Origin of the sequence: Martinezella calliandrae, from assembly GCF_030272695.1 — a bacterium.
In the GTDB taxonomy this organism is placed as follows: Bacteria; Pseudomonadota; Alphaproteobacteria; order Rhizobiales; family Rhizobiaceae; genus Rhizobium; species Rhizobium calliandrae.
Map to the genome: position 1 here is coordinate 67,401 of NZ_JARFYN010000003.1, position 25,369 is coordinate 92,769.

At 60.7% G+C, this 25,369-nt stretch carries 29 protein-coding genes and 1 pseudogene; 15 read left to right on the forward strand and 15 right to left on the reverse strand.

The window, feature by feature from the left end; translation table 11 throughout:
• Positions 1–45: 45 nt before the first annotated feature.
• Both vapB and PY650_RS03255 read left to right on the forward strand, forming a co-directional pair.
• Positions 46–288, forward strand: coding sequence for a type II toxin-antitoxin system antitoxin VapB (gene vapB, locus PY650_RS03250; protein ID WP_285877626.1), 243 nt, complete (start codon positions 46–48; stop codon positions 286–288).
• A complete protein-coding gene (locus tag PY650_RS03255) occupies positions 285–689 on the forward strand; it encodes a type II toxin-antitoxin system VapC family toxin (protein WP_285877627.1) in 405 nt (134 codons plus the stop codon). Before vapB ends, PY650_RS03255 begins: the two co-directional genes overlap by 4 nt.
• Here PY650_RS03255 and PY650_RS03260 read toward each other — a convergent pair.
• From PY650_RS03260 to PY650_RS03280, 5 genes are all read right to left on the reverse strand, one after another.
• A complete protein-coding gene (locus PY650_RS03260; protein ID WP_285877628.1) occupies positions 686–1,090 on the reverse strand; it encodes a GFA family protein in 405 nt (134 codons plus the stop codon). The two genes, PY650_RS03255 and PY650_RS03260, sit on opposite strands and share 4 nt — an antisense overlap.
• Before the next feature lie 5 nt (positions 1,091–1,095).
• Positions 1,096–1,578 (reverse strand): SRPBCC family protein, encoded by a 483-nt coding sequence (locus tag PY650_RS03265; RefSeq protein ID WP_285877629.1) that lies wholly within the window; start codon positions 1,576–1,578, stop codon positions 1,096–1,098.
• Positions 1,562–1,903, reverse strand: coding sequence for an ArsR/SmtB family transcription factor (locus tag PY650_RS03270; protein ID WP_285877630.1), 342 nt, complete (start codon positions 1,901–1,903; stop codon positions 1,562–1,564). The genes PY650_RS03265 and PY650_RS03270 overlap by 17 nt, the downstream gene beginning before the upstream one ends.
• A gap of 130 nt (positions 1,904–2,033) precedes the next feature.
• Positions 2,034–2,420, reverse strand: a complete 387-nt coding sequence (locus PY650_RS03275; protein WP_285877631.1) for a VOC family protein — start codon at positions 2,418–2,420, stop codon at positions 2,034–2,036.
• A 22-nt stretch (positions 2,421–2,442) separates the two neighbouring features.
• Positions 2,443–3,726, reverse strand: a complete 1,284-nt coding sequence (locus PY650_RS03280) for an MFS transporter (protein WP_285877757.1) — start codon at positions 3,724–3,726, stop codon at positions 2,443–2,445.
• Positions 3,727–3,824: 98 nt separating this feature from the next.
• On the opposite strand from PY650_RS03280, the gene PY650_RS03285 reads away from it, so the two are divergent.
• On the forward strand, positions 3,825–4,700 hold the full coding sequence (locus PY650_RS03285; RefSeq protein WP_285877632.1) for a LysR family transcriptional regulator: 876 nt from the start codon (positions 3,825–3,827) through the stop codon (positions 4,698–4,700).
• On the opposite strand, the gene PY650_RS03290 is transcribed toward PY650_RS03285, so the two are convergent.
• Positions 4,701–5,606, reverse strand: a complete 906-nt coding sequence (locus PY650_RS03290) for a LysR family transcriptional regulator (RefSeq protein WP_285877633.1) — start codon at positions 5,604–5,606, stop codon at positions 4,701–4,703. It lies immediately after the preceding gene.
• A gap of 119 nt (positions 5,607–5,725) precedes the next feature.
• Between PY650_RS03290 and PY650_RS03295 the strand changes: the two genes are divergently transcribed.
• The 3 genes from PY650_RS03295 to coaBC all read left to right on the forward strand — a co-directional run bounded on the left by PY650_RS03295 (position 5,726) and on the right by coaBC (position 8,830).
• Positions 5,726–6,490 (forward strand): SDR family oxidoreductase, encoded by a 765-nt coding sequence (locus PY650_RS03295; RefSeq protein WP_285877634.1) that lies wholly within the window; start codon positions 5,726–5,728, stop codon positions 6,488–6,490.
• A 156-nt stretch (positions 6,491–6,646) separates the two neighbouring features.
• Complete coding sequence (locus PY650_RS03300) at positions 6,647–7,543, forward strand: LysR family transcriptional regulator (RefSeq protein ID WP_285877635.1); 897 nt, start codon at positions 6,647–6,649, stop codon at positions 7,541–7,543.
• 75 nt (positions 7,544–7,618) lie between these two features.
• A complete protein-coding gene (gene coaBC / locus PY650_RS03305; protein ID WP_285877636.1) occupies positions 7,619–8,830 on the forward strand; it encodes a bifunctional phosphopantothenoylcysteine decarboxylase/phosphopantothenate--cysteine ligase CoaBC in 1,212 nt (403 codons plus the stop codon).
• Here coaBC and PY650_RS03310 read toward each other — a convergent pair.
• The gene (locus PY650_RS03310) at positions 8,817–9,632 is read right to left on the reverse strand and encodes a class II glutamine amidotransferase (protein WP_285877637.1); all 816 of its coding nucleotides are present in this window, start codon (positions 9,630–9,632) and stop codon (positions 8,817–8,819) included. The two genes, coaBC and PY650_RS03310, sit on opposite strands and share 14 nt — an antisense overlap.
• Positions 9,633–10,250: 618 nt before the next feature.
• Between PY650_RS03310 and otsB the strand changes: the two genes are divergently transcribed.
• Together otsB and otsA are read left to right on the forward strand one after the other, a co-directional pair.
• Positions 10,251–11,045: a trehalose-phosphatase gene (gene otsB, locus PY650_RS03315; RefSeq protein ID WP_285877638.1), complete on the forward strand. Its 795-nt coding sequence runs from the start codon at positions 10,251–10,253 to the stop codon at positions 11,043–11,045.
• Positions 11,046–11,098: 53 nt separating this feature from the next.
• A complete protein-coding gene (gene otsA / locus PY650_RS03320) occupies positions 11,099–12,475 on the forward strand; it encodes an alpha,alpha-trehalose-phosphate synthase (UDP-forming) (RefSeq protein ID WP_285877639.1) in 1,377 nt (458 codons plus the stop codon).
• Positions 12,476–12,486: 11 nt separating this feature from the next.
• Here the strand turns inward: otsA and PY650_RS03325 are convergent, their stop codons facing one another.
• The gene (locus PY650_RS03325) at positions 12,487–13,386 is read right to left on the reverse strand and encodes a choline sulfate utilization transcriptional regulator (protein ID WP_285877640.1); all 900 of its coding nucleotides are present in this window, start codon (positions 13,384–13,386) and stop codon (positions 12,487–12,489) included.
• Positions 13,387–13,500: 114 nt separating this feature from the next.
• Between PY650_RS03325 and PY650_RS03330 the strand changes: the two genes are divergently transcribed.
• The 3 genes and pseudogenes from PY650_RS03330 to PY650_RS03340 all read left to right on the forward strand — a co-directional run bounded on the left by PY650_RS03330 (position 13,501) and on the right by PY650_RS03340 (position 16,241).
• Positions 13,501–14,433: a choline ABC transporter substrate-binding protein gene (locus PY650_RS03330; protein ID WP_432761486.1), complete on the forward strand. Its 933-nt coding sequence runs from the start codon at positions 13,501–13,503 to the stop codon at positions 14,431–14,433.
• 20 nt (positions 14,434–14,453) lie between these two features.
• Positions 14,454–15,968 carry a choline-sulfatase gene (gene betC, locus PY650_RS03335; protein WP_285877641.1) on the forward strand — a complete coding sequence of 505 codons (1,515 nt, stop codon included), beginning with the start codon at positions 14,454–14,456 and terminating at the stop codon, positions 15,966–15,968.
• A gap of 62 nt (positions 15,969–16,030) precedes the next feature.
• Positions 16,031–16,241: pseudogene (locus tag PY650_RS03340) on the forward strand (TOBE domain-containing protein).
• 78 nt (positions 16,242–16,319) lie between these two features.
• On the opposite strand, the gene tsaA reads toward PY650_RS03340, so the two are convergent.
• The 3 genes from tsaA to PY650_RS03355 form a co-directional block, all read right to left on the reverse strand.
• Positions 16,320–16,844, reverse strand: coding sequence for a tRNA (N6-threonylcarbamoyladenosine(37)-N6)-methyltransferase TrmO (tsaA, locus tag PY650_RS03345; RefSeq protein ID WP_285877642.1), 525 nt, complete (start codon positions 16,842–16,844; stop codon positions 16,320–16,322).
• Between the two features lie 33 nt (positions 16,845–16,877).
• Positions 16,878–17,903, reverse strand: a complete 1,026-nt coding sequence (locus PY650_RS03350; RefSeq protein ID WP_285877643.1) for an ABC transporter substrate-binding protein — start codon at positions 17,901–17,903, stop codon at positions 16,878–16,880.
• A 97-nt stretch (positions 17,904–18,000) separates the two neighbouring features.
• On the reverse strand, positions 18,001–18,459 hold the full coding sequence (locus tag PY650_RS03355) for an Rrf2 family transcriptional regulator (RefSeq protein ID WP_285877644.1): 459 nt from the start codon (positions 18,457–18,459) through the stop codon (positions 18,001–18,003).
• Positions 18,460–18,627: 168 nt separating this feature from the next.
• Here PY650_RS03355 and PY650_RS03360 point away from each other — a divergent pair, with 168 nt between their 5' ends.
• The gene (locus tag PY650_RS03360) at positions 18,628–19,521 is read left to right on the forward strand and encodes an NAD(P)/FAD-dependent oxidoreductase (protein WP_285877645.1); all 894 of its coding nucleotides are present in this window, start codon (positions 18,628–18,630) and stop codon (positions 19,519–19,521) included.
• A gap of 69 nt (positions 19,522–19,590) precedes the next feature.
• Here PY650_RS03360 and PY650_RS03365 read toward each other — a convergent pair whose 3' ends face one another.
• Entirely contained in the window at positions 19,591–21,174 is a 1,584-nt protein-coding gene (locus PY650_RS03365) for a peptide chain release factor 3 (RefSeq protein WP_285877646.1), read from the reverse strand.
• Positions 21,175–21,266: 92 nt separating this feature from the next.
• On the opposite strand from PY650_RS03365, the gene dut reads away from it, so the two are divergent.
• Positions 21,267–21,737, forward strand: coding sequence for a dUTP diphosphatase (dut, locus tag PY650_RS03370; RefSeq protein ID WP_285877647.1), 471 nt, complete (start codon positions 21,267–21,269; stop codon positions 21,735–21,737).
• Positions 21,738–21,747: 10 nt separating this feature from the next.
• On the opposite strand, the gene PY650_RS03375 is transcribed toward dut, so the two are convergent.
• The gene (locus PY650_RS03375; protein ID WP_285877648.1) at positions 21,748–22,212 is read right to left on the reverse strand and encodes an Lrp/AsnC family transcriptional regulator; all 465 of its coding nucleotides are present in this window, start codon (positions 22,210–22,212) and stop codon (positions 21,748–21,750) included.
• 110 nt (positions 22,213–22,322) lie between these two features.
• On the opposite strand from PY650_RS03375, the gene PY650_RS03380 reads away from it, so the two are divergent.
• Positions 22,323–23,237 (forward strand): DMT family transporter, encoded by a 915-nt coding sequence (locus tag PY650_RS03380; RefSeq protein ID WP_285877649.1) that lies wholly within the window; start codon positions 22,323–22,325, stop codon positions 23,235–23,237.
• Between the two features lie 52 nt (positions 23,238–23,289).
• Here PY650_RS03380 and PY650_RS03385 read toward each other — a convergent pair whose 3' ends face one another.
• Positions 23,290–23,922 (reverse strand): LysE family translocator, encoded by a 633-nt coding sequence (locus PY650_RS03385; protein ID WP_285877650.1) that lies wholly within the window; start codon positions 23,920–23,922, stop codon positions 23,290–23,292.
• A 23-nt stretch (positions 23,923–23,945) separates the two neighbouring features.
• Positions 23,946–24,503, reverse strand: a complete 558-nt coding sequence (locus PY650_RS03390) for an isochorismatase family protein (protein ID WP_285877651.1) — start codon at positions 24,501–24,503, stop codon at positions 23,946–23,948.
• Positions 24,504–24,633: 130 nt separating this feature from the next.
• Here PY650_RS03390 and PY650_RS03395 point away from each other — a divergent pair, with 130 nt between their 5' ends.
• Positions 24,634–25,251, forward strand: coding sequence for a LysE family translocator (locus tag PY650_RS03395; RefSeq protein ID WP_285877652.1), 618 nt, complete (start codon positions 24,634–24,636; stop codon positions 25,249–25,251).
• Positions 25,252–25,369 lie beyond the last annotated feature (118 nt).

Below are 25,369 nucleotides of genomic sequence, written 5' to 3' on the forward strand. Positions count from 1 at the left end.
CTGCAGTTGCTATATATCAATGTCATATCTCAAGGGAGTTATGGCATGGACACCGCAAAAATATTTTGGTCCGGCCGCTCACAGGCCGTGCGTCTGCCAAAGGAATTCCGCCTCGACGGCGAAGAAGTGCGTATCCGGCGGCAGGGAAAAGCAATCATTCTGGAACCGATCGCCGAAGATTGGGATTGGCTGGAGGCGATTACGGGGCCGCTCGATCAAGACTTCGTAGAAGCGACCGAGGAAGAGCCGGCTGAGCAGCAACGCCCCGAGCTGGATATCTTCAAGTGAAGTATCTGCTCGAAAACAATGCCGTCATCGCCTTGATGAAAGGGCATCCCGGCTTCGTGAGCGAACTTCGCAGACACAAGCCGCAGGATTTCGCCGTTCCGGCCATCGTAGTGCACGAACTATTCTATGGCGCCTACAAGGGCCAGCGTGTTGCCGAGAACCTTGCGCGGGTGGAAGGCCTGCAATTCGAGACGCTGGATTTCGATAAGGAAGATGCCCGTGCGGCCGGCGAAATTCGCGCGGCTCTTGCCTCCCTCGGCACGCCGATCGGTGCCTATGATGTGTTGATCGCGGGTCAGGCAATCGCCCGCGATCTGATCCTGATAACGCATAACGTCAGGGAATTTCAGCGTATTCACAAGTTGCGTTTCGAGGACTGGGAGTCCTTGTCGGACACCTAAAGATACCTCATTTCCTCCGGCGCACGATCGAAGCGATCGTCGCGGCCGTCGAAATAGCCGACGGGAAGGGCGGCGAGTTCCTCGTCGGTGGCATCGTCCAGGCAGCTTATGCTGATTGCATAGAACTTGCCGCCGAGTGCTGGATTCTCACCCCAGTTGAAGGAGCTAATGCCGCAGGTCTTGCAGAACAGATGATGCAGAACGCGCGGGCCGAACTGATATTCGCCGATGTTGTCTTCGCCCGATGTCAGGCGGAAATCGGCGGGTATGGCAACTGCCAGCCAATTGCGCTTCTTCTTGCAGATCGAGCAGTTGCATTTGAAAGTGCCCCCCTGCAGGTCGAGATCGGCCTCGTAGCTGACCGCGCCGCAATGGCAGCTTCCGTGATAGGTCTTCTTCATCACGCTCATCCTTCCCTTGAGGTGGTTTCTGCATAGGCAACATATTTGTCGAGGGCTTGCTCCCAGCCGCCGGTCTGCAGCCTCAGCTCGGTGTCGTCAGGCAGTTCGCTCTTGCGGAAGACCAGACGTGTCTTCTCGCCAAGCTCATGGAACTCCAAGGTAACCTGCATCGGGTTGCCGGGTTTGCCGTCCTGATTTTCCCAGGCGAAGGTGAAGACGAGGCGTTCGGGTGGGACGATTTCGAGATAGCGCCCATGGCTCCAATATTCCCTGCCCTCCGGCGTGAGAATGCAGTGCCGCCAGGCGCCGCCTTCACGCAGGTCGACGGAGACGGACGGCGCCGTCATGTTCTGGGGACCCCACCAACGCATCAGATGTTTCGGCTCGGTCCAGAGGCGAAACAGCAATGTGCGAGGTGCTGCGATTTCGCGATTCAGCACAATTTCGCGCAGTGGACGCGGTCTCCTGATCTCATTTGCTGCGGTCATCAGTTCCTCCCTGTTGCAATAGCGTTGCGTATGCTTCCAGACGATCGAGATTGTCGTTCCAGAACTGGCGATAGCTCTCCAGCCAGTCATCCACCTGCCGGAGCGGCTTGGCTTCCAACCGGCACGGGCGCCACTGCGCCTCCCTGCCCTTCGAGATCAGGCCGGCTTTTTCCAGCACCTTCAGATGCTTGGAAACGGCAACCAGCGACATGTCGAAGGGTTCCGCCAGCTCGGAAACCGAAGCTTCGCCGGTTGCGAGCCGCGCCAGAATCGCCCGGCGAGTCGGATCGGCAAGAGCGGACAGGGTCATGCTCAACGTGTCCATGCAATTTCTAAACCAATCAGTTAATTAACTTTTTGGTTTAATAACGTTGACAGCGCTGCATGTCAAGTGGCCCGAAAATGGGCTGACCTATATAGGGGAAGAGAATGCCGACCATGCGGCGCCCCAAATCTCAGGAAACGGTATTGGAGACTTCGATCAGGTTATCGTCCGGATCGCGGAAATAGGCTGACAGAATTGTGCCGGTGGCACCGATGCGGCGAACAGGCCCTTCTTCCACCGCAACACCCTTTTCCCTCAAGTGAGCAATCACGTCGTCGATGGGTGTCTGACTAATGAAGCAAAGATCGGCAGAGCCTGGCGTCGGGCGCTTGGCCTTCGGCTCGAATTCATGTCCCGCCTGATGCAGGTTGATCTTCTGATTGCCGAAAGTCAGCGCCTTGCGGCCTTCGGCAAAGGTCTCCACGCCCATGCCGAGGACACGGGCATAGAATGCGCAGCTCTCCTCGATGCTGGCGACCGTCAGCACCAAATGATCGAGATGGTCGATGCGGATCATCGTGAACCTCGAATTTCATCGCTCAGCGGCGAGCCAGCCTTGCCACCCCAAGTGCGGCGACAAGGCAGATGGCCAGCATGGTGAGAATGAAGGTAACCACGGCGGACCAGCCGTCGGCAAGCCAGAAATAACCACCAACGGAGCCAGCAATGCTGGAGCCGAGATAGTAGGCCAGCAGATAGAGCGACGAAGCATGGCCTTTGGCTCCACGAGCGAGGCGTCCAACCAAGGCGCTGGCGACGGAATGGGTGACGAAGAAGCCGATGGTCACCAGGACGATGCCGAGGATGACCAATGGCAGCGGCGTAGCCAGCGTAATCGCGGCACCGAGGGCGGCAAGCAACACGCCGGCGGGCAGCACGACGAAATGGCCGATGCGGTCGCCGAGCAGGCCGGCAAGCCAGGAGGCGACGATGCCGAAGAGATAGGCGGTGAAGATCAGGCCGAGTTCGGTCTGGCTGAGATCATAGGGATCGGCAACGAGGCGGAAGCCGGCATAGTTATAGACGGTGACGAAAGAGCCCATAACCAGGAAATCGATGACAAAGAGCAGCGGCAGTGCGGGATTGCGGAAATGACCCGCCCATGCCCTGATATGGAATGCGACGTCAAACCCCTTGCGCGGCGTGAAATTGCGCGATGGGGGCAGCAAAAGCAGGAAGCCGGTGGCAGCAGTCAGCCCAAGCACGCCGACGGCGGCAAGCGCTGGACGCCAGGTAAAGAATTCGGCGATAGTGCCTGTCACAACTCGGCCGGCCATGCCGCCAAAGGCGTTGCCGGCGATATAGAGACCCATGGCGCCGCCAAGGCCACGCGGATCGATCTCTTCCGCCAGATAGGTCATGGCAACCGCTGGCACCCCGCCGAGCAGGAAACCTTCAAGCGCGCGGAAAACCAGCAGCGTCTGCCAATTCGGCGCGATGGCGCAGGCGAGCGTGCAGAGGGCGGCACCCAGCAGTGAAATGAACATCAGGCTGCGGCGGCCGAGGCTTTCGGAAACAGCCGCAGCGCAGAAAATCGCAAAGGCAAGAAAGCCGGTCGAAAGCGATAACGACAACGAGCTTGCAGCGGGTGTGACACCAAAATCCTCGGAGAAGATCGGCATCAGCGGCTGCACGCAATAGAGCAGTGAGAAGGTCGCAAAACCGGAGAGGAACAGCGCGATGGTGGCACGCTTGTAGGCAGGCGTACCGCGCACCAGGAACTGACGAGCCTCAAGCTTCGGCTCGTTTTCGACAAGCGTCAATTCGGGGCGAGACGAGGCTTCTGAGACGGTGAGTTCTTGCTTTTGCGCGACACGGGACATGGGGGACACACAACCTTTCTTGCCCTCAAATCTAGTCAGGCTCGCTTCATTAGTCCAATATATAGATCAGGCGATCTTAATAGGTTTTGGAGATAGCGATGGAGCTACGTCATATCCGCTATTTTCTGGCGCTTGCGGAAGCTGGAAATTTCACCCGTGCAGCCGCCAAACTCGGCATCGGCCAGCCGCCGCTCAGCCAGCAGATCCGCGATCTCGAAAACGAAGTGGGCGCGATGCTGTTTCACCGTGTTCCGCATGGGGCGGAGTTGACCGCGGCTGGCCAGGCTTTTCTTGCGGAGGCTAAGGCCGCCGTGGATGCGGCGGAAAGGGCGAAGCTTGCCGCCCAGCGCGCCAATCGCGGCGAGATCGGCCGCCTGGCGCTCGGTTTCACAGCATCCTCGGCCTTCAACACGATCGTCACCGCCACTATTCGCGAATTCCGTAATCGCTGGCCGGGGGTGCGCCTGTCGCTGACCGAGATGAACACCAATGCGCTGATGGAACGCCTAATGCGTGGCGAGATCGACGCCGCCTTCATTCGCCCCGGCCTCGAAGACCCGCGCGACGTCCGGCTCAAGCGCTTTGCCGACGAGCCGATGCTGATCGCGCTGCCCGCCCATCATCCGCTTGCAGGCAAGGACCGCGTGCCGGTCGCCGCGCTCGCGAGCGAGCCCTTCATCCTCTTCCCGCGCATGGTGGGTTTAAGTCTCTATGACGACATCGCCGCCGCCTGCCGCGATGCAGGTTTCGAATTGGTGGTGACACAGGAAGCGCCGCAGATCCCTTCCGTCGTCAATCTCGTCGCCGCCAATCTCGGGGTGTCCATCGTTCCCGCTTCGATCGCCCAGATCAAGCTTGACGGCGTCGCCTACCGCCCGATCGACGGACCGCCATTGGTGGCACGGCTTGGGCTCACCACCCTCAAGGCGCAGCGTTCGCCGGTTGCGGCCAATCTGATGAGCCTGATCGCCTGACTATCCAGCAGGGTCCCAATAGGGCGGGTCGCCGAATGTCTTCTTCAGATGATCGGCGATGGCGCGCAGCTTTGCGGAGGGGTTGCGCCCCTCGGGATGCGCCATGAAGATGAATTCTGCATCCGGCCTGTAGCCGACATCGATTTCGACAAGCAGCCGTTCGTTGATCGCCGGGCCGACGATGAAGGCCGGCAGCAGCGCAATACCCAGCCCCGCAATCGCCGCATCGCGGCACACGTCGCCATTATTGATGCCGAGCGCCAGTTTCCCCCTGACGACCACGGGACCTTCCGGCCCCTGGAACCGCCAATCGGCGACGCCGCGGTTTGTGTAGAATATTCCTCGGTGATCCTCGAGGTTCGCCAGCGATGCGGGCATGCCGTTGCTCCTGAGATAGTCCGGCGATGCGACGAGAAGCCGGCGACTGGGAGCGAGCTTCCACGCAACGAGCCGCGAATCGGCAATCGGCCCATGGCGGATGATGGCGTCATAGCCGTCCGAGGAAGCGTCGACACGCCGGTCGTCGAGATCGAGTGTCAGTTCGATTTCAGGATGATCGGCCAGGAAAGGATAGAGTGCCGGGCCGAGATGCATGCGGGCGAAGGTGACTGGGGCGGCAATGCGCAGGGGGCCCGTCAGCGTGCCCCGCCGCTCTGCCAGATCGGCCGCCGCCTCCCGCACCTCATGTACGATCCGCGATGCACGCTCCAGGAAGGCGAGACCATCTTCCGTCAAGGTCAGCTTACGCGTCGTGCGATGCAGCAACGTGGCGCCGAGCGTTTTTTCCATCTCGGCCAACCGCTCGCTGACGGCGGATTTCGACAGACGCAACCGCCGCGCGGCTTCGCTGATCGATCCCGCTTCGGCAACGGCCACAAAAGCAGCGATTCCTTCAATCTTGAGCATCGTTCGGCAATCCCGAATTCGAGTTCCATGATTTAAAGACTAATCCGAACGATCGAAAAACACCATTCTCTGCGCATCGGACGGAACAACAGACACGTCCTCACACAGGAGATGGAACAATGAATCGCTTGAATGGAAAAGTCGCAATCGTCACCGGCGCCAGCTCCGGCATCGGCCGCGCCACAGCCAAACTCTTCGCTGCCGAAGGCGCCAAGGTCATCGTCGGCGCCCGTCGCGCACCGGAATTGCAAAGCCTGGTCGCTGAGATCAAGGACGCAGGCGGCGAGGCCGCAGCGCTTGCCGGCGATGTGCGTTCGGAAGCCTATCACAAGGCGCTGGTCGCCCTCGCCGTCGAGCGCTACGGCAAACTCGACATCGCCTTCAACAATGCCGGCATAATCGGTGAAGCCGGCCCGAGCACCGAGGTTTCCGAAGCAGGTTTTGCCGAAGCGCTGACGATCAATCTCACCGCTTCTTTCCTCGCCGCAAAGCACCAGATCGGCGAAATGGTCAAGCATGGCGGCGGTTCGGTGATCTTCACATCGACCTTTGTGGGCTACAGCTTCGCCTTCCCAGGGGTTGCCGCCTATGCCGCCAGCAAGTCCGGCCTGATCGGCCTGACGCAGGCGCTCGCAGCCGAATTCGGCCCGCAGAATGTGCGTGTCAACGCCGTGCTGCCGGGCGCCGTCGATACCGACATGTATCGTGAGATGAACGACACGCCCGACAAGCAGGGCTTTATCACCAATCTGCATGCACTGAAGCGCGTCGCTGGTCCTGACGAGGTTGCCCGCTCGGTCGTCTACCTTGCCTCCGACGATGCGAGCTTCGTCAGCGGCACCGCGTCGTTGGTTGATGGCGGCGCTTCGATCACTCGCACGTAATCGATGACTGCATGAGCAATCTCCGAGGCCCAAACCCGGAGTATCTGAAGCAAGGCCGCGGATGTACTCCACTCCGCGGCCTTTCCGCATTCGAAAGACTTTGACTCAAATGTCCTGCCGCCTCATGATTGCTGACAGAAAATCAGGGATGGCGCAATGTTCGACGGACGATCGCTGAATGGTCTCAGCGTGCTGACGGCAGTGATAGAGGGCGGCAGCTTCGTACGGGCCGCAGAGGTGCTCGGTCTGACGCCTTCCGGAGTCAGCCGGGCAGTCTCGAGGCTGGAGACTCGCATCGGCGTGCGCCTGCTGGACCGCACGACGCGGGCATTGCGGCTGACGGATGACGGCGCGCGCTTTTACAAGCAGGTGGCGCCGCTTCTCAGCGGCATCGAGGAGGCCGCAACGACGGTGGCCGGCGTCGCCCAGTCGGTGCGCGGCCGCCTGCGCATCAATGTCGATCCCTATTTCTCCCGCCTCGTCTTGGCGCCGCGCCTCGGCGCTTTCCTCGACCTCTATCCCGACCTTCAGATCGAGATCCTGACCCGAAACGAGATCGGCGATCTCGTGGCCGACGGCATGGATGTCGCCTTGCGCTTCGGCGAACCGCCGCAGACATCGCTGATTGCCCGGTTGCTTCTCGAAACCCGTGTGGTCACCGTCGCGGCTCCCACCTATATCGAGCACTATGGCCGGCCGAAAACGCCGGCCGACGTCGCCAACCATCTCTGCATCCACTATCAGGATCCGAGCACCGGGCGCGCATTCGAGTGGGAATTCCGACGCGGGCGCAAGGTCATTCCGGTCGAGACGCGCGGCCGCATCCTGGTCAACGATGCCGGAACGACGTTGGGAACCTGTCTCGCGGGTCTCGGTATCGCTCAGGTCTTCACGCTCGGCATTACGGACTTTCTGAATCGTGGAGAGCTTGTCGACCTCTTTCCGGACTGGAAGGACGAGCTCTACCCGCTTTACGCCTTTTACCCGTCCCGCCATCATGTGCCGGCAAAGGTGCGCGCCTTCGTCGACTTCTGCGTCGACATTCTCGGCTGACCGCGAGTGCCGATTGCCTATTGTGTGCCAAAAGCTTAGGTTCATGAGCATAAAAACAAGCGACGGGTTCGGGCCATGGTTCTCGCGGGAAAACGCATCCTTCTCATCATTTCCGGCGGTATCGCGGCCTATAAGAGCCTCGATCTCATCCGGCGGCTGCGCGAGCGCGGCGCCACCGTCCGCCCGATCATGACATCGGGCGCACAGCAATTCATCACACCGCTTGCCGTCGGCGCACTGGCCGCAGACTATGTCTTCACCGATCTGTTTTCCCGGCAGGACGAGCAGGATGTCGGCCATATCCGGCTGGCGCGCGATTGCGACCTCGTTCTGATCGCGCCGGCGACCGCCGATCTCCTGGCCAAGATGGCGAATGGCCTGGCGGATGACCTTGCATCGACCGTACTGCTCGCGACCGACCGGCCTGTACTTGCAGCGCCCGCCATGAATCCGAAAATGTGGGCGAATCCGGCGACAAAGCGCAATATCGCGACACTGAGGGGCGACGGCATCCGCTTCGTCGGCCCGACGTCCGGCGAAATGGCTGAGAGCAAGGAGGCCGGCACCGGCCGTATGGCCGAGCCGCTGGAGATCGTAGCCGCCGTCGAGATGCGACTGGATGACGGAGCAAGGCCGCTCGCAGGCAGAAAGGCCGTCGTCACGTCAGGCCCGACCTATGAGCCGATCGACCCGGTGCGCTATATCGCCAACCGATCCTCCGGCAGGCAAGGCCATGCCATCGCCTCGGCGCTCGCGGCCCTTGGCGCCGATGTCACACTCGTCTCCGGTCCCGTCTCCATTCCCGATCCGATGGGCGTGCACGTCGTGCATGTCGAGCGGGCGGAAGAGATGCGCGATGCCGTGCTTTGCGCTCTTCCTGCCGATATCGCCGTGATGGTCGCAGCCGTCGCCGACTGGCGCGTCGCTTCAGCCGCCGATCAGAAAATCAAGAAGCATCCAGGCGAATCCATCCCGACACTGGCGCTCACCGAAAATCCCGACATCCTGAAGACCGTTGGCCATCATACGCAGCGGCCGAAGCTCGTCATCGGCTTTGCCGCCGAAACGCAGGATGTGGAGGCAAATGCCAAGGCGAAACTGGAACGCAAGGGCGCCGACATGATCATCGCCAACGATGTCTCGCCGGCAACCGGCATCATGGGCGGCACGCGCAACAGCGTGAAACTCATCCGCCATGACGGCGTCGAACAATGGCCCGACCTGGAGAAGGATGAAGTGGCGGCGCGTCTGGCGACTGTAATCGCTGAGCAATTCAAGCCGGAATAACGGCAGCTGCCTCGGGCTCGGCGGATGCCCGCTTTTCCGGGTGGAAGGGCGTGATGTGGACGCCCATATCGTCGATCAATACGCTGCTGCCGTCCGGAATTTCGGTCCAGGCATCGACATCGTCATTCAACGGCTCGGAGACAAGGCAATAGCCGATGCCGACAGGCGAGGCATAGAGCGTCGGCGCTTTGCGGTCGGTAGCGTAGCGCACCGCATACAGCGACTTTCCATCGGAAAAAGCGGCCGTGAAGCGCACCAGCGCCGAACCGGTCAGATGGACGGATAGGCCTTCGACGAAGCTGATGGTCTCCGAAATGGCGGCGACCGGGTTGGCCGCAAGACCGAACTGCAGTGCCAGCAGGAACAGAAGCTCGGAATCCGTCGTGCCGCTGCGGGCTTGAAACAAGGGATCATCGAGCATCGCTTCCATCGGCCGGCGCAAGCGGTCGAAATTGGAGATCTGTCCGTTGTGCTGGAAGGACCAGTTCTCATGCACGAAGGGATGGCAATTGTCGCGGCGCGTGCCGCCGCCGGTCGCGGCGCGGACATGGGCGAGGAAGAGCGGCGAACGGATCTGACGCGCCAGGCTCTTGAGATTACAATCGGACCAGGCCGGGAGGATATCGCGATAACGGCCCGGCTCCGGCCGGTCGCCATACCAGGCAATGCCGAATCCGTCGCCATTGGTCGCGGTCTTGGCGCGGGTGGCGCAGTGGGATTGTTCGATCAGGGAGTGGGCGGGAGAAGACACCAGCTCCTCCAGATAGAGGGGGTCTCCACGATAGGCTGCCCAGCGACACATGCGTCTTTCGCTCCAATTCCCGCTTGCTTCCTCTGTCGCGGGAGAATGTCAAAATCAAGGACGATTGTTCGTGCGGAATAGGTAATAAACTCTTAATTTACCAAAGGATTGATGGACAAGATGACAGATATTTGACGTTCCGTCCGATCACATTTTGCGTCGCAGCATTTTCTTTGTGAACATACTTCTTCAAGGCGGTACGCTCTAATATCACCCAAAAGTTGTACGAGCCGTTGCGTTTCAAGACGACATGAAGAGTGACGCACCTCGTCCGATATGCACTCTTGAATTCAGCAAAATTTGAGTTACGTTAGGCATATCGACAACGTAACGAAAGGAAGGTGATCCAATGTCTAGTGAGATTTCGGTCCTCGTACCAGGCATGGAAATGGTTGTGAGCGTTGCGAGGCAGCCCTCGCTCTGATCAAGCCTTCCGGAAGCGTTTTGCGCTTCAGGCCAGTTACGGGCCAAAACTCATGGAAGGGTCGCTTCGGGCGGCCCTTTTTTGCATCTGTCGGTTGCTGATATTGCAATAGTTCGGGCTATCATTCCCGGAATAAACCTTGTTGTGATCGTTTTTCTCTTGCCGAACGAAAAGCGTGCCATAGCTAACCTCCCATGACTTACGAGGAACAGCCCGACCAGGGTGAAGCCCAACCGGCGCCGCCGAATGAGCCCGCGCTTACCGCACTCTCATTGTATCCCCAGGAATGGGCGCTGTTCCTCGATATCGACGGAACGCTGCTTGATCTTGCCGAGACACCGGAAGCAATTGTCGTGCCTCCGTCCCTGCCCTTCGCGCTTCAGGCGCTTTCCCGCCAGCTCGACGGCGCGTTGGCGCTGGTGACCGGCCGCGCGGTTGCCTTTGTCGACCCTCTGTTTGCTCCGTTCCACTTCCCGGTCGCCGGTCTGCACGGCGCCGAACGCCGCGATGCGGCGGGGCGCTTGCGGCGCGCGCTGATTCCGCCCGCTTTCCAGGAGATGAAGCGAGTGATCGCACAGGAGGTTGGAGCCTGGCCGGGCGTTCTCGTCGAAGACAAAGGGGCTGCGGTCGCGGTTCATTACCGGCTGGCACCCGAACGCGAAGGCGACGTCGCCGAAGCGATGCAGCGCTATCTGCACGAAGCAGGCCCGGATTGGATCCTGCAGCATGGCAAGCTTGTGGTCGAGATTTGCCCCGCACACGCGAGCAAAGGACATGCCGTCGAAGCCTTTCTTGGTGAGCCCCCCTTCAGCGGGCGTCGGCCGCTCGCAATCGGCGACGACGTTACCGACGAGACAATGTTCGGCGTCGCGAACCGCCTCGGCGGTCAGTCTGTGCGCGTCGGCACGCCCGGCGGCAAGACGCTGGCGCGTGCATCCATTCCCTCGCCGGCGCGTTTAAGAGAGATACTCGCAGCGCTCGCCAAATAATCAATTTTGGTCATTTCGGCCTACCGCCGCGGCCCTCTTGAAAGGAGCATTCCGTGAGTCGTCTCATCATTGTTTCCAACCGTGTTTCCGTTCCCGACAACCAAGGGGCGGCGGCGGCGGGCGGACTTGCCGTGGCGTTGCAAGCTGCCCTTGCAGAGCGTGGCGGCGTCTGGATGGGTTGGTCCGGCAAATCGAGCGGAGACATAGAGCCCGAACCGCTGGTGTTGACCGAAGACGGCAACATCACCTACGCATTGACCGATCTCACCCAGACCGATGTCGAGGAATATTACCAGGGCTTCGCCAACCGCGTACTTTGGCCGATCTGCCATTATCGACTGGACCTCGCCGAATATGGCCGGAAGGAAATGGCCAGCTATTTCCGCGTCAATCGCTTCTTCGCCCACCGCCTGGCGCCGCTGGTGGAGCCCGACGACATCATCTGGGTGCATGACTATCATCTCATTCCGTTGGCGGCGGAGCTCAGGCAAATGGGCCTGAAGAACCGCATCGGTTTCTTCCTGCACATCCCCTGGCCGCCGGCAGACGTGCTCTTCACCATGCCGGTGCATGAAGAGATCATGCGCGGCCTCTCTTCCTATGATCTGCTCGGCTTCCAGACCAAATACGATCTCGAAAATTTCGCCGGTTGCTTGAAGCGCGAGGGCATGGGCGTCGAAAACAGTCCCGGCCGTTTCAGCGCTCACGGCCACAACTTCCGCGGCGGCGCCTACTCCATCGGCATCGAGACGGCGGCCTTTGCCGAGTTTGCCCGCAAAGCCGCAGCCCACAGCATGGTGCGCAAGGCGCGGCAAAGCATCGAGGGCCGCGACCTGATCATCGGCGTCGACCGGCTCGATTATTCCAAGGGGATCACGCAACGCATCGATGCCTTCGAGCGCTTCGTCACCAACAATCCGGCCCATCAGCGCCGTGTCACCTATCTGCAGATCACGCCGAAATCGCGATCGGAGGTGCCGGAATACGAGGCGATGCAGCATGCCGTCGCCGAGCAGGCGGGCCGGGTCAACGGCGCGATCGGCACGGTCGATTGGGTGCCGATCCGCTATATCAACCGCTCGATCAGCCGCCCGGTGCTGGCGGGCCTCTACCGGCTGGCGAAAGTCGGTTTGGTAACACCTCTACGCGACGGCATGAACCTCGTCGCCAAGGAATATGTCGCCGCGCAGGACCCGGACGATCCCGGCGTGCTGGTGCTCTCGCGTTTTGCCGGTGCTGCGCGAGAATTGAGAGGTGCGCTGCTGGTCAATCCCTATGACGTGGACGGCACGGCAAATGCCCTGGCGCGCGGGATCAACATGCCGCTGGAAGAGCGACGCGAGCGCTGGCGCGGTATGATGGACCATCTGCTGGAAAATGATGTTTCGCGCTGGTGCGAGAACTTCCTGACTGACCTGAGAGCCGAGTGACGAATGGCCCGCTACATCGCCGCCGCTTCCCTGACCAGCCATTCCGTCAGCCATGCGGCATGCACGCTTTGCGACTTGGGCGGCAGAAGCCAGTAACCGCGGTTCGGCGCGCTCAGTACAGGACCGGCAGTCACCAGCATGCGCCCGGCAAGCAGCGAATCCACCAGTCCCATCCAGCCGAGCGCCAGCCCCTGCTCGCCGATCGCCGCCTGAACGACCAGAGAATAGGTGTTGAACCGCAGATCGCCATGGCCGGCATAGCTATCCCGGCTGATACCAAATTCAGCAAAATAGCTCTTCCAATCGAACCAGGGCGACGGCGTTTCCGTATCCAGATGCACGAGCGTCGCACGGGCCAGGCGGCTTGGATCGCTGAAAGGACCATATTTGTCGACGAAGCCTTGCGCACAGATCGGCGCTACCTTCTCCGGCAACAACAGCGCCGCTTCCGAGCCAAACTCTTCCCGCGCGCCGAAGACGACGGCGACATCGCCGCTTTCCGAATGGCGCTCCTGCCTCTGCGTAGCGACGATCTGTATGTCCAATTCCGGATGCAGCAGACGAAACCGGTGCATGCGCGGGATCAGCCAGAGCGCCGAGAAAGCATAGTCGGTCCGCAGCCGCACTGCCGGGCGCTCTGCCTCGGCTCGGAAGCTGCGCACCAGGGAATCAACGCCGCCGACCGCCTTCTCTGCGATCTCGAACAGCCGGCGGCCTTCCGGGGACAATTCGACACCGCGATGCTGGCGGTGAAAAAGAGCGACGCCCATCTGCTCCTCGATCCTCCGGATCTGATAGCTGACCGCCGGCTGGGTCAGCCCGAGGCTTGCCGCCGCGGACGAGAGGCTGCCCGAGCGCCCCACCTCGACAAAAATTCGCAGCCATCCAAGGTCCACCGACCGTTCAGCCATAGAATTTCCTTATGCTATCTATTCAAAAAAGCCTGCTTCACAGGCCGAATGCTACTGATGTTCAATAAAAACATCAAATACTAAGAGGGAACTATCATTATGCGAATTTCTGTTATGGGCCGGCTTGCTGTCGGCGTGCTCCTTTCGGCTTTTTCCTTCGCCGGCGTTGCAAAAGCAGATGGTGATTCCTGCCGCACCATTCATCTCTCCGATCCGGGCTGGACCGACATCACCTCGACCAACGGCGTGACGGGCGTGCTGCTCAGCGCGCTCGGCTATGAGCCGGACATCAAGACGCTGTCCGTGCCGATCGGCTATCAATCGATGAAGACCGGTGAAATCGACGTCTTCCTCGGCAATTGGATGCCGGCGCAGAAGGCCTTCGTCGACGACCTCAACAAAGCCAAAGCCATCGAGGTGCTGAACCGCAACCTTCAGGGCGCGAAATTCACCCTCGCCGTGCCGACCTATGTCGCCGACAAGGGCGTCAAGGGCTTCGCCGACCTGCAGAAGCATGCCGATGATTTCGATCATAAGATCTACGGCATCGAACCCGGCGCGCCAGCCAACGCCAATATTCAGAAGATGATCGACGCCAACGATTTCGGCCTGAAGGGCTGGGAGCTGGTGGAATCGAGCGAGCAGGCGATGCTGTCGCAGGTCGAGCGCGCCGGCAAAGACAAGCAGGCCATCGTCTTCCTGGCCTGGGCGCCGCATCCGATGAACGATCGCTTCCAGATTGCCTATCTCGCTGGCGGCGACGCCTATTTCGGCCCCAACTACGGCGGTGCGGACGTCTACACGCTGGCGCGTACCGGATGGTCGGCCGCCTGCCCCAACGCCGCAAAACTGTTCCACAATCTGACCTTCGACATCGGCATGGAGAACGCGCTGATGGGCTCGATCCTCGGCGGTCAGGATGCGACAGCGGCGGCCAGTGCTTGGCTGAAGGCGCATCCGGAGGCCTTGACACCCTGGCTCGCCGGCGTGACGACGGTCGAAGGCAAGCCCGGCCTCGATGCCGTCAAGGCTGCAGTCGGCCTCTGATTCAGTCAAGGACATCCAACATGGCGCGCCCGAATATCCTTATCCTCATGGTCGATCAGTTGAACGGGACATTGTTTCCCGACGGCCCGGCCGATTTTCTCCATGCACCCGTGCTGAAGGCATTGGCGAAGCGCTCAGTGCGCTTCGCCAACAGCTATACGGCAAGCCCGCTCTGCGCACCGGCGCGGGCTTCCTTCATGTCCGGGCAACTGCCGAGCCGCACCCGCGTCTATGACAACGCCGCGGAATTTGCCTCCGATATCCCGACCTTTGCGCATCATCTGCGGGCGGCGGGGTACCAGACGGCGCTCTCCGGCAAGATGCATTTCGTCGGGCCGGACCAGATGCACGGCTTCGAGGAGCGGCTGACCACCGACATCTATCCCGCCGATTTCGGCTGGACGCCGGACTATACCAAGCCGGGCGAGCGCATCGACTGGTGGTATCATAATCTCGGGTCGGTGACCGGCGCCGGCATCGCCGAGATCACCAACCAGATGGAATATGACGACGAGGTCGCCTATCACGCGACACGCAAGCTGCTCGACCTGTCGCGCGGCCATGACGAACGACCGTGGTGCCTGACCGTCAGTTTCACTCATCCGCACGACCCCTACGTCGCCCGCCGCCGCTTCTGGGACCTCTACGAGGATTGCCCGGCGCTTGACCCCGACGTTGCGGAAATCCCCTTCGACAAGCAGGACCAGCATTCGCAGCGACTGATGAAGGCGAGCGACCATACCGCCTTCGACATCACGCCCGAACAGGTACGCCGGGCGCGGCGCGGCTATTTCGCCAACATCTCCTATGTCGACGAAAAGATCGGCGAGATTCTCGATGCGCTGGAGCGCGGCCGCATGGCCGACAACACCATCGTGCTCTTCGTTTCCGACCATGGAGATATGCTCGGCGAACGCGGCCTGTGGTTCAAGATGAACTTCTTCGAAGGCTCGGCCCGCGTGCCGCTGATGATCGCCGCGCCCGGCTTGAACGCCCGGCGCATCGATCAGCCAGTGTCGACGCTGGATGTGACGCCGACGCTTGCCGGCCTTGCCGGGCTCGATATCGCCTCACTGAAGCAATGGATCGATGGCGAGGACCTGGCTCCCCTCGCCCAAGGTACCGGAAGCCGTAGTCCGGTACCGATGGAATATGCCGCGGAAGGGTCTGAAGCGCCGCTCGTCGGCTTGCGCGACGGCCGCTACAAGCTGATGCTCTGCCAGAAGGACGCGCCTCTGCTCTTCGATCTCGATTCCGATCCCAAAGAGCTGACGAATCTTGCCGACGACCCTGCATACGCGGAAATCTTGGCGCGGCTGATCGCGCAGGCGAGGCAGCGCTGGAATCTCGCCGCCTTCGACGCCGCCGTGCGCGAAAGCCAGGCACGGCGATGGGTGGTCTATGCGGCGCTGCGCAACGGCGCCTACTATCCCTGGGATTACCAGCCGCTGCAGAGGGCGTCCGAGCGCTATATGCGCAACCACATGGACCTGAACGTGTTGGAGGAGAACCAGCGTTTTCCGCGCGGAGAATGAGGTTTTTGTGGCGGGATTTTCCGATCGCGATATAGTCGCGCCGATATATCGGAGAAACGCCTATGAAAATCAGCGCACGCAACCGTCTCAAGGGCAAAGTCGTCGAGATCACCAAGGGCGCGACGATGGCCCATGTCCGAATCGATATCGGCAACAGCTTCGATCGTTACTTCGTCGATCACCAACGAGGCGGTCGACGAACTGGGGCTGACGGTCGGCGCTGATGCTTATGCCGTCATCAAGGCATCCGATGTCATGGTTGCCGTCGACTGACACCCAAAGCGAGCATGATCTTGTCCGAAAACCGCTTCACAGTTTTCGCTGCGCGGTCCCTCGGTTCGGGATCATGCTTCACGCCTTTTGGCAGTAATGCGCCGTTCCCGCGTCGCCAGTCTGGAAATCGCCGGGCTGCGGCGGCGCGATCGGTTTGAATAGGCTCCAATCGGGCTTGAGGTCGAGAAGCGGCGTGCCGTCGAGGCAATCGAGCCCGCGTACCAGCAGGACGGCGCCTTCGACCGCCTCCAGCTTAACGATGGAGGTGCCGATCGGGTTTGGCCGCACCGGCGAGCGCAGCGAAAATGTGCCGTGCACCTTGCCGTTGCTGGCCGGGCTCTGCAAAACGAGATCGCGGCGCGCGCGGTCCAGCCAATAAAGGATTTCCAGCCGCTCAAAACTCTCTACTCCCTTGAGCGCCGGCACCCAGGGTTCGAAAATCTCGATGCGGCAAAGCGGCCCGTCATGCCGTCCTTGGCGCGGCGTCTCCATCCGCGAAGTCCATGGCGTCGAGATGCGGCCGATGAAGACGAGACCGGCATCGGCTGGCGCCGGCGGTTCGATCGCCACTTCATTTTCTCGAATCTCGTTTTCCCGGACCATGATTTTTCCCTCTCGAGCAAATGTGTAACGCGATCATTCAGCGCTTTTCAGAAGCGCCGCCAGTTGATCATCCGTCAAATCCACCTGATAGAACAGCTTATAAAACCCTCTGACATCGGAGGAGAGATCATTCTTGAAAAGCTGCGGATAAAGCAACGTCTCCAACCAACGAATGCCGACCAGCCTGTTGACGCCGGGCGGTGAATCGAACCAGCCGAAGGGCAGCGACGGTTGCACGAACAGCCTGCCGTCCTTGACTGCCTTGACGCCGGCCCATTGCGGATCGCTTTTGACGGTGGCGGCGAATTTTCCGTCCTCGGCAAGGATCATATCCGGATTCCACGCCACGATCTGCTGTGGCGTCACCTGTGTCAGCCCGCCTTTGCCGGCGGCGGCCGCGACATTGACGGCGCCGGCCGCATTGAGAATCTCAAGATTGATTGAACCCGCCAGCCCTGTCTCCAAACCGTATGCGCCGCGGCCATAATAGACCCGCGACCGCTGAGTATCGGGCAAGGTCGCCAGTTTGTCGTTGAGGTCCTTGATCGAGGCGTCGGCATAATCGGCGAGCGTCTTGGCCCGACCCGTTACGCCGAGGATATCGCCGACTTCGCGCAGCGTATCGCCGGTGCGCGCAAAGCTGCCGTCGATCAGCACATAGGGTATGTGGGTCTCGCCGTGTACCTTGTCCGCCAGCGCGCTATAGGTGGGATCGACCGTGCCGACATCGAGGATGATATCGGGTTTCGCAGTCGTCACCGCCTGCATGCTGATGGTTCCGCCCTTGCCGGTCAGCCGGCCTATGGTCGGCAGGTTGCGAACCGAGGGCGCAAGATAGGCCTTAGCCGCATCGCTTGGCGCGCTTACCCACCCGGCAAGCTTATCCGGCGCCAATACATAAACGAGAGCAGCGGCGGGTGGGCCTGCAACCAAAACGTGGTTGATCGTATTGGGAATCTCGACCTTGCGCCCCGCAGCGTCGGTGATCAGCCGCGCTTCGACGGCCACCGGCGGTAGGCCTAAGAAAATGAACGCTAAGGCCGCGAAAAATTTTGCCATGACGAACCGCCGGCCGTGATGAAGGACGCAGGGCACTATGGCACAGCGCTATATTCGATGGAATATCACGGATGCGCGATCTAATGAACTGAGAGGCCTAGAAATCCTCCATCGCCAACGCGCAATTCGAGACCCGTGCCCAGCGCTCCGCTGACTGCTCGGCTAGTGCCGCCAACGTAACCTTTGCGAACCTCGCCAGTAAAATCGCTTCTCCCTCGCTCATCGCCTCGGCAAGGGAAGCGTTGACTGCCTGCTCGATGACGCAGTTCGGATTATCGCCCGCAAGACCAATCGAAAAAAGCTGCGGCGCACCCAGTGCGTTATGGATGTCCCGCAGCGTTATCTCCCGCAGTGGGCGGGCCAACACCCAGCCCCCGCCATGCCCCTTTTCCGAGCGGACATAACCCTGATCCCTAAGCCCAGCCATGGTTCGGCGCACCACGACGGCATTCGTGCCCAGCATCGCCGCAATGGTCTCGGAGGTCGCAGCACCTTCGTGGCGATCCATGTGGATCAGCACATGCAGCATGCGGGATAGGCGGGTGTCGTGTCTCATGAGTTCCGATCGTCTCCGTGTCGCATACAGATCTACCAAGAACGCGCTCACGCAACAATAGGAGTTGCGTAACTATTGACGCGGGCGATCACGTAACATAGAAAGTATCGTGATATCGCTTCCGGCCTTGCCGGCGATAAAGCAAACTGAGCATGAAAGGTGATTTCCATGTACTTCGATGTCATCATCATCGGCGGCAGCTATGCCGGCATGTCCGCAGGCCTGCAGCTCGCCCGCGCCAGACGGAATATTCTGTTGGTCGATGCGGGAGAGCGGCGCAATCGTTTTGCCGCAAGCTCACACGGCTTCCTCGGTCAGGACGGCCGCGATCCCGGTCTGATCGCCACTGACGCGCGTGCGCAGCTGGAGCGCTATCCGACCGTTCATTGGCTGAACGCCAAGGTGCAAACCGCCAAACAGATTGAACGCGGATTTTCCGTCGCGGTCGGCGCCGGAGAGCTATTGAAGGGCAAGCGACTGATCCTAGCCATGGGTGTCATCGACCAATTGCCGGCCATTCCCGGCCTGCAGGAGCGTTGGGGAAAATCAGTCTTCCACTGCCCCTATTGCCACGGCTACGAACTCGATCAGGGACGCATCGGCGTGATCGCGTCGTCGGAGCTTTCCATGCATCACGCCCTAATGCTTCCTGACTGGGGCACGACAACTCTCTTCACGAACGGCGCCTTCGTCCCCGATGCCGATCAGTCATCTCAGTTGCGTGCACGCGGGGTAGTAGTCGAGACTGTGTCGATTCGCGAGATTGGCGGCGAGCGAGCCGACGTGGTGCTGGAAGACGGCAGGGTCATTGTGATGGATGGCCTGTTCACCTTGACCCAGACCTCGGTGCCGGCACCATGGGCGGAACAGCTGGGCTGCATATTCGAGGAAGGACCGCTCGGTCGCTTCATCAGCACCGATGTTGTGAAACAGACCACCGCGAAAGGCGTGTTCGCTTGCGGCGATGCTGCAAGAGCCGCCGGTTCCGTGGCATTCTCCGTGGGTGACGGAGCCCTTGCCGGCACGGCAGCGCACCGTTCGCTTATGTTCGACAATGATTGACGGCGCCAGACGTCTGAGCAGTCATCCGGAATACCAGAGACGACAGATGGCCGGGCACCATACCAAATATCACGCCGCCTTGACGGCGTGATATTCCTTGATGGCGACCATTTTGATAGCCGGATAACGTTCGGCCTCGTAGCGCAGCGAAAAGCCGTCCTGGGCGAGGAAGACCGGATCGCCGTCGAGGTCGCGGGCGATGTCGCCGCGGCGCGCGGTAACGAACTTGTCGAGCTCGACGGTGTGATCGGCAGAAATCCAGCGGCACACGGAGAAGCGCGACATTTCGAAGGAGACCGGCAGGCCATATTCGGCCATCAGCCGCTCCTTCAACACGTCGAGCTGCAGCGCGCCGACGACACCGACGATGGCCGGTGAGCCGTCTTCTGGCGAGAAGAGCTGCACCACACCCTCTTCGGCCATCTGCTGCAGCGCTTCCTTCAGCTTCTTCGCCTTCATCGCGTCCTCGAGGCGGACGCGACGCAGGATTTCCGGCGAGAAGTTCGGCACGCCCTGGAAAACAAGGGATTCGCCTTCTGTCAGGGTATCACCGATGCGTAGCGTTCCATGGTTCGGAATGCCGACGACGTCGCCGGCATAGGCGGTATCGGCGAGCTGACGCTGTGAGGCGAAAAAGAATTGCGGTGCGGTCAAACCAAGCTGCTTGCCAGTGCGCGACAGCCGCGCCTTCATGCCACGTTCCAGCTTGCCGGAGCAGATGCGCGCAAACGCTATGCGGTCGCGGTGGTTCGGGTCCATGTTGGCCTGGATCTTGAAGACGAAGGCTGTCATCTTGTCGTCGGTCGCCTGCACCGTCCTGATATCGGCGACCTGGTCGCGCGGCGGCGGCGCGAAGTCGCCGAGCGCGTTGATGAGATCGCGCACACCGAAATTGCGAAGAGCCGAGCCGAAGAATACCGGCGTCATATGGCCTTCCAGGAACGATTCCCGGTCGAAGGGACGGCAGGCCTCGATGGCAAGTTCCGTCTCGTCGATGAAGGCTTGCCGCTCATTTTCCGGCAGCCGGCCGGCGACGGCCTGTGGGCCATTGACCCGGGTCGCCTCCACTTCGGTATCGGAGCCGCGGACGGTATTGTCGGCCAGATGATAGGAGCCGCAGAAGGTCTTGGAGCGGCCGACCGGCCAGGTGACCGGAGCAGTGTCCAGCGCCAGCTTCTCTTCCACTTCATCGAGAATCTCGAAGGGATCGCGGCTTTCGCGGTCCATCTTGTTGATGAAGGTGATGATCGGGATGTCGCGCATGCGGCAGACTTCGAATAGCTTCAGTGTCCGCGGCTCGATACCTTTGGCGGCGTCAATGACCATGACGGCGGCATCGACCGCAGTCAGCGTGCGATAGGTGTCGTCAGCGAAGTCCTCGTGACCGGGCGTATCGAGAATGTTGAAGACGTTGCCGTCATATTCGAAGGTCATGACTGAGGTCACAACGGAGATGCCGCGTTCGCGCTCGATCTTCATCCAGTCGGAACGCGTCTGCATACGATCCTTCTTCGCCTTGACCTCGCCGGCAAGCTGAATGGCGCCGCCGAACAGCAGCAGCTTTTCGGTGAGCGTCGTCTTGCCCGCGTCCGGGTGGGCGATAATAGCGAATGTGCGGCGGCGGGAGACCGCCTCGGCGAGACTTTCGGCCATGCTTGTGAAATCCTGTGAATTGCGGCTGTATCTAGCGATTCAACGGCGCAATTGCAATTGACCTCAGCGGTTCCAGCACAAACTAATGCCGCATGACCATTCACACAGATACGCGCCCGACGCTGCACCTCATTCGCCTGGCCCACGGCCAGGGCCTCAATCTGCCCGCCTACGAGACCAAGGGCGCGGCCGGTATGGACTTGCGCGCAGCCATCGAGGAAGGCGCGACGCTGACGATCGCGCCCGGCAAACGGGCGCTCGTGCCGACAGGCTTCATCCTCGAGATTCCCGAGGGTTTCGAAGCCCAGATCCGCCCCCGCTCCGGCCTCGCCTTCAAGCACGGCATAACCTGCCTCAACACGCCCGGCACGATCGACAGCGACTATCGCGGCGAAGTGAAGGTGCTGCTGATCAACCTCGGCGACGAGTCGTTCGACATCACGCGTGGCATGCGCATCGCTCAAATGGTGATCGCTCCGGTAACGCACGCATGTGTCGCGGAAATCGCTAACGTCAGTGAGACGGCGCGCGGCGCCGGTGGCTTCGGCTCGACCGGGGTGTAATGGCGGAATTTTAGGGAGAGAGGGGCGGCAATCGCCGTTTGACCGGGGTCGCCTTGATCATCGATGTATTCGTCTCGGCGCGCTCAGCGATCTTGTCCAAAATGCCGTCGAGTTCGCCCATCGAGCGGACCACAAGGCGGCCGATGAAACAGTCGTCTCCGGTGACCTTGTCGCATTCGATGAATTCCGGTGTTTCCTGAATGATGCGCTCCACCACGTGCAATTGACCGGGCAGCGGCCGGACGCGGACGATCGCCTGCAGGGAATAACCGATCGCCTCGGGCGCGATATCCACAGTGAAGGCCGCGATGACGCCACGGTCCTCGAGCCGGCGTAGCCGCTCGGCTGCGCTCGGCGAGGACAGGCCAGCCACTTCGGCCAATTCCTTCAGCGAAATCCGCGCATTGCGCGCCAAGGCCTCCAGCATGCGCTGGTCGATTGCGTCGAGTTCCATAGCTGCATTAGGCGTACTCATCTCCATACCTCACATAATTAGGCAAGTTAGCCATATCTCCTTATGTAGACTATATTATCTGCTCGCTCGCGGCAATATTATCAGGCTCTGGAAAATAGGGAGCCCTGACAATGAATGAGATAAGACGCGGCGCAGCGGAAATGACGGCGGCGATGCTGATTTCGGGGACGATCGGCTGGTTCGTCCTAATGTCGGGACAGCCTGTCATCGCCGTGGTCTTCTGGCGTTGCGTGTTTGGTGCGCTTACGCTTCTTGTCATCTGCGGGGCCATGGGCCTGTTGCGCCCCGGCATTCTCAGCCTCAGGACCTTTGCCATCGCCGTCGCTGGCGGTGTTGCCATCGTCCTCAATTGGCTGCTGCTTTTCGCCGCCTATTCGCATGCCTCCATCTCGATCGCCACAACCGTCTACAATACGCAGCCCTTCATGCTGCTCGGGCTCGGCGCGCTGTTTCTCGGCGAAAAGATCACGCTCACCAAGCTTTTCTGGCTGGGCTTTGCCTTTGCCGGTATGGCGGTCATCGTCGAGGGCAAGCCTGGAGAAGCTACCGGTGCCAGCAGCTATGCCATCGGCATCCTGCTTTCGATCGGCGCCGCCTTTTTTTACGCCCTTGCCGCTCTTGCCGCCAAATGGCTGAAGGGCACGCCGCCGCATTTGATTGCGTTGATCCAGGTCTCGACCGGCATCCTGATGCTTGCGCCCCTTACCGATTTCTCGACCTTGCCGCGGGACGCGGGCGTATGGCCTATTCTGGCGACGATGGGCATTGTCCACACCGGCCTGATGTATGTGCTGCTCTATGGCGCGATCCAGAAGCTGCCGACCCATCTGACCGGGGCACTGTCCTTCATCTATCCAATTGCGGCAATCGTCGTCGATCGCTTCGCCTTCGGCCATGTGCTCGGTGTGGCGCAGATCATCGGTGCGGCAATCATTTTGGCGGCGGCGGCAGGCATGAACCTTGGCTGGACGATCGCTTTGCCGCGTCCCAAAAGCGGTCATCTTTCAAAGGAAGCCGCCGAATAAGCACCTGCTATTTCCGCTATACTAGCGATCCTTACATGCTCGCGCAAACCGACTAGCGCTGCGCCTCGAAGGCCATGCGCATCGCAAGCCCTGCCAGGACCGTGCCCATCAGCCAGCGCTGCATCAGCATGAAGGACGGGCGGCTTGAGAAGAACAGCGCGACCGACCCGGCCGTCAGCGCGAAGATGGCGTTGAAAGTCATGCTGACGGCGATATGAGTAAAGCCGAAGATAACGGACTGGGCAAAGACGCTGCCGGCCGCGGGATCGATGAACTGCGGCAGCAGCGAGAGATAAAGTACCGCGACTTTCGGGTTCAGCAGGCTGGTAACCAGGCCCATGACGAAGAGCTTGCGCGGCCCGTCCTTCGGGAGATCGCGAACCTGGAAGGCCGAACGGCCGCCCGGCCTCAGCGCATTCCACGCAAGCCAGGCGAGGTAGATCGCACCGGCAAGTCGCAGCGCATCATAGGCAAAGGGCACGGCGAACAGGAAGGCCGTGATGCCGAGGGCGGCCGAAAACATGTAGAAGACGAAGCCGAGCACCACGCCGCCGAGCGAAATCAGCCCGGCCGCCGGCCCCTGCGAGATCGATCGCGACACCAGATAAATCATGTTCGGCCCGGGCGTCAGCACCATGCCGAGACAGATGAGGGCAAAGGTAATCATACTGGTGAAATGCGGCATGGAGTCTCCGGCGGCGAATGAAGTCAGAAGGAGACTTGGAGTGTCGACGCAAGCTTGATGCAATGCGGGCCGGCATCGAAGCCGTCAAGTAACATGTTGTGATGGGCAATGATCGCGTCGAACGTCAACTTGCCCATATCTGCGGTGGTGTGACCATCCGAGAGCAAGGTCACATCAAAGCCGAGCGAGGCGGCGCGCCGTGCGGTGGTGTCGACGCAGAATTGCGTCATGCAGCCGCCGAGAATGAGGTGCGTGATCTCTCGCGCACGCAGGCGCGCCTCGAGATCGGTCTCGAAGAAGGAATCGCAACTGGTCTTGTGGACCACGACATCGCCGGCCTCCGGCGCGATCTCGCGGCGCAACTGCCACCCTTCGCCGCGCTTCGCCAGGCGATGCGTCCCCTGGCCGTCATGCTGGACGATGTAGGAAGGAATGCCGGCGGCACGGGCTTTGCGTTTCAATGCCGCGAGCCTAGCTACCACCGTCTCCAGGGCGTCGTCGATCGCAGGCTGGCGCTGCGGCGAGCCGAGGCCGGTCAAAATGGCATTTTGAAGGTCGATCAGGAGCAATGCGGACGACATGAGAGCCTTGTGCAACACAGTTTCGACGGCCTGTTAACCCTTTGGTAGTATGTTCGCGTCGTTTGCGCAATCGCTTGAAAACGCAAGAGTGGTGGGATAGAGCAATTGCCTGTCCCTGGAGGATCGCATTATGACGCTTGCAGCCCTGCTCGCCTATAGCGGCGCGCTTTTCATCGCCGCCGCGATTCCCGGGCCGGGCATCACTGCGATTGTCGCCCGCGCCCTCGGTTCCGGCTTCCGCATAACCTTTTTCATGGGTCTTGGCCTCGTGCTCGGCGACATGACATATCTGACGGCGGTCATTCTCGGCCTCGCTTTCGTGGCGCAGACCTTCACCGAGGTCTTCATTATCATCAAGATCGCCGGGGCGATATATCTGGTCTATATCGCCTGGAAACTTTGGACCGCCGGACTGCTCTCTACCAATGTCGCGGCGAAAAAATCGACCAGCGTTGGCATGTCTTTCCTGTCCGGGCTGCTGGTAACACTCGGCAACCCTAAGACCATGTTGTTCTATGTGGCGCTGGTCCCAACGCTGATCGATATCCGCGGCATCGGCCTTCGCGAATATGCCATGTTGCTCGCGACGACGTTCGTGGTCCTCCTGGTAGTACTGGTCCCCTATATGCTGCTTGCTTCCCGCGCCCGCACCTTCCTTAAGCGACCGAAAGCGCTGCAGATTTTGAACCGGGTGGCCGCCAGCATTCTCGCCGGAACGGCTGCCTTCATCGCGACCCGCGCGGCCTGAAAAAACCTTTCTTGGGGAAGTTCTCGCAGAAGATTCTTTTCCCTTGGTATAGGATCGGCAGCGTGATCCCATTCTGGTTTCCGCTGACGTTTGACCCTATTGTGCCTCTACTATTCTA